Origin of the sequence: Mesorhizobium sp. M0833 (assembly GCF_040319905.1) — a bacterium.
GTDB lineage: Bacteria > Pseudomonadota > Alphaproteobacteria > Rhizobiales > Rhizobiaceae > Mesorhizobium.
The window spans coordinates 1-2,708 of the sequence record NZ_JAMYOQ010000078.1; the positions used below are offsets into that span (position 1 = coordinate 1).

The window sequence follows — 2,708 nt, forward strand, 5'->3', positions numbered from 1 at the left end:
GCAAGCCTGCAGCGACGCCTTTGAGGGCCGGGTCTCGCCCAACGATGTCCGTAAAGCCTTCGAGGAAGCTGCCGAGGAGGAGGGGGTGCTACGCTAAATCTAGCTAGGTCTCCATTCCGCTTTCCACCGCGTCCCACGTCTGATTACTGGTCGTTCTCAAACATTGGGAGAGAATTTATGTCTGATTTCAAAGTTGGCGATGTGGTAGAGCTAAAGTCTGGCGGTCCTAACATGACGATCAACGAGGCGCAGAGTGCCGGCGGGTTTATGTGTCAATGGTTCAACAACGACGGCGGGGCGTACAAGCTTGAGACCGTCAGGATTAAAGGTGAAATGCTCAAAGCCGTGCCGAAGTAGTCGCCGCGCCTTCCTGACAGGGGGTCCCACGTTGCCTTTGATTGTTACGAACGGAGCATTGCCTGATGGCGCTAATCTTGGAGAACGTTACCAAAGCCCAGAACCTCATGAACAAGATCGGTCCACCCATCTGCCGATGTGGGCTTATTACGGCAGCAACTTCGCGGGCATGTGCCTAGAGTTCGATACTGCTGACCTCATGATCAGTGACTTCCATGCAGAGAAACTGCGCCCGGTGACCTAAGCGCGCAACGCTCTGCCATCGCTCACGCTCGCCGACATGGGGGCGCAGCATCTCGAAGAGGCGGTGATCGCTCGCATCACGCGCAAGCGGGTGAATGGGCTCACGAGAAGGAATGGCGCTTCGTTACTGGCCAAGCCGGGCCTAAGCACTTCTCGACGATGCGCTTCGTCGCGTGTTCCTGGGTCCCCGTGTCAAGCCTGAACACACCGCGCGGGGTATGCGAGGTGATGGACCGGCGACCGGTGGAGGTGCTGCAGGGGGAAATCAGGGGTTTTGAATTAGCGTTTCGCAGCATTAAGCCAGCTAGGCCGCTGGGCGAATGCGAGCGGGTCGGCATCGGCAAGTTCGATCCCGTGGAGGACCTGTTCGCGGAAGCGGAACTGAAACAGTTTCTGACGGTGCCATTCGAGGCACTTCTTGAGGAATGCCGCCGAACCGCTTCGAGGCCGAACATGGAGGCAATGGCCGGGATTGATCTCGCTGGCAGCAACAGAAACGCCATCTACTTCTGGACGACCTATAAGCTCCGGAGCGGCCGTGAGGTCTTTCACAAGCGTTACTTCGACCGACGATTGCGCCTTGTCCTCGGGAAGGACTAAGTGGGGCCAGAAGACGGGATCGGGAGCATTGCCGTGGAAGGTTTGGACGAAGACACTCGGAAACGGCGGGAGACGCTGACCGCAGTTCAGTATGGCGGGATTTATCCCCCTCACGAAGCGTTCTACATCCAGTCGATCATCTACGCCGAGCCGGCTTTCGCCCTAATGGCCGAGCGTGGCACAGGACGCTATGTCGGGAGCGCCTTTATCACCTTGAACCGGGAGATGCGGGAACGCTTCACTTGCGGCCGAGGAGTATGAAACGTGCGGTGCCCCCCGCCGCAGCGACAGCCTTCGCTATTCCTTCTTGTCGACCAGCGCCCGTAAAGCCGAGACGTCATGCAGCAATAACCTGCTGCCGCGCTTTTCGATCAGGCCTCTCTTGGCGAGGTCGCTCATTTCGCGCGAGACCGCTTCCCTGTGCGTGCTCATCGTTGCCGCCAGCTCGGAATGCGTCGGTGCCGGGCTTATGGACACCTCGCCGTCCACGAGTGCGGCTTTCTCCGCCCGATGCAGGATCTCGACGATCAGCCGTTTTCGCACGACCAGAGTGCTGTATTCGAATACCCGCTCGGTCATGCGCCGGAGCTGGGCAGACAGATGCTCAAGCAGCACCCAGGCAAAAGTCGGGTGGGTCATCACGATATCCCGGAATGCTGTGCCGGACAGCCGTGCAGCGCGGGTTGCCTCCAGCGCGACTACGCTGGCAGAGCGTGCAATCCCGTCAATGCCTCCGAGCTCCCCGAAAATGTCACCCGGTTCGACATCGCGATACGCTATCTCCCTGCCGTCCGCTGAAACCAGTGTCACGCGAGCACGTCCTTCCAGCAGGAAGAAGACATCGCGACCAGTGTCGCCGTGGGAAATGATTAGCTCGTTGTGTCGATAGCTGCGCTCGTGCCACCGTTTGGTCAGCGCGGCGAGGTCGGCATCGCAAAGTCTTGAGATGAAGGCCAGAGAGCCTGTCACAACGGTCTCTTGTTCAATCAAGTGTACTTCACCTTACTCCCTATCCAAGGAAATTTGATGGCTGCAGGCCCCGCATTCCGGGATGCAAACTGGGAGCGGATTTCGCCAATGTTTTCCCCGGTGTGGGAATTCCCACAGCCGAGCCTGGTTCGACTGTCATATCCTGTTGCAACGTCAGGCCGGCTCGTGTGCAAGCCGGCGAAGGGAAAGGGAACAGTCATGAAATTCTTGGCTCCTGTCACAAAACTTGCTGCGGGGTTTCGCAAATTCGTCGCGCCGCGCTACCGCCCGGAGCTTTATTACATGCGTGGCCCGGGGCCAGCCACCGCCCGCCGTATGGGCACGCCGCGGCAAAACCAATCCATCGACCACTACGCCTAATTTGCCTCGCGGACGGCTGACGCCCTCGCCCGGAGTGCCGTTCGCGCCGTTCCGTACCGGTCAATTCAGATCAATGAAGGGAGGATCTGATCATGGTTATAATTCATGCTGCCGCCATTGGTCCATTTCGCAGGTGGTTACGCCTCCGCGCCGAGCGA

Annotated in this window: 6 protein-coding genes; 5 read left to right on the forward strand and 1 reads right to left on the reverse strand. The window is 58.9% G+C overall.

Annotation, left to right across the window (positions count from 1 at the left end):
* From NKH98_RS32780 to NKH98_RS32795, 4 genes are all read left to right on the forward strand, one after another.
* On the forward strand, positions 1-97 hold a 97-nt coding region (locus tag NKH98_RS32780; RefSeq protein WP_352904302.1), incomplete at its 5' end, for a DUF982 domain-containing protein.
* Positions 98-177: 80 nt separating this feature from the next.
* Positions 178-357 carry a YodC family protein gene (locus NKH98_RS32785; protein ID WP_352478420.1) on the forward strand — a complete coding sequence of 60 codons (180 nt, stop codon included), beginning with the start codon at positions 178-180 and terminating at the stop codon, positions 355-357.
* A 486-nt stretch (positions 358-843) separates the two neighbouring features.
* Positions 844-1,200 carry a hypothetical protein gene (locus NKH98_RS32790; RefSeq protein WP_352904301.1) on the forward strand — a complete coding sequence of 119 codons (357 nt, stop codon included), beginning with the start codon at positions 844-846 and terminating at the stop codon, positions 1,198-1,200.
* A 33-nt stretch (positions 1,201-1,233) separates the two neighbouring features.
* Positions 1,234-1,461: a hypothetical protein gene (locus NKH98_RS32795; protein WP_352506240.1), complete on the forward strand. Its 228-nt coding sequence runs from the start codon at positions 1,234-1,236 to the stop codon at positions 1,459-1,461.
* Positions 1,462-1,497: 36 nt separating this feature from the next.
* On the opposite strand, the gene NKH98_RS32800 is transcribed toward NKH98_RS32795, so the two are convergent.
* The gene (locus NKH98_RS32800) at positions 1,498-2,169 is read right to left on the reverse strand and encodes a Crp/Fnr family transcriptional regulator (protein ID WP_352478425.1); all 672 of its coding nucleotides are present in this window, start codon (positions 2,167-2,169) and stop codon (positions 1,498-1,500) included.
* Positions 2,170-2,388: 219 nt separating this feature from the next.
* Here NKH98_RS32800 and NKH98_RS32805 point away from each other — a divergent pair, with 219 nt between their 5' ends.
* Positions 2,389-2,550 (forward strand): hypothetical protein, encoded by a 162-nt coding sequence (locus tag NKH98_RS32805; protein WP_167522729.1) that lies wholly within the window; start codon positions 2,389-2,391, stop codon positions 2,548-2,550.
* Positions 2,551-2,708: the final 158 nt, after the last annotated feature.

Coding starts and splice junctions, on each gene's coding strand:
- NKH98_RS32805 (WP_167522729.1), top strand. CDS start 2,389: ATGAAATTCTTGGCTCCTGTCACAAAACTTGCTGCGGGGTTTCGCAAA.
- NKH98_RS32785 (WP_352478420.1), top strand. CDS start 178: ATGTCTGATTTCAAAGTTGGCGATGTGGTAGAGCTAAAGTCTGGCGGT.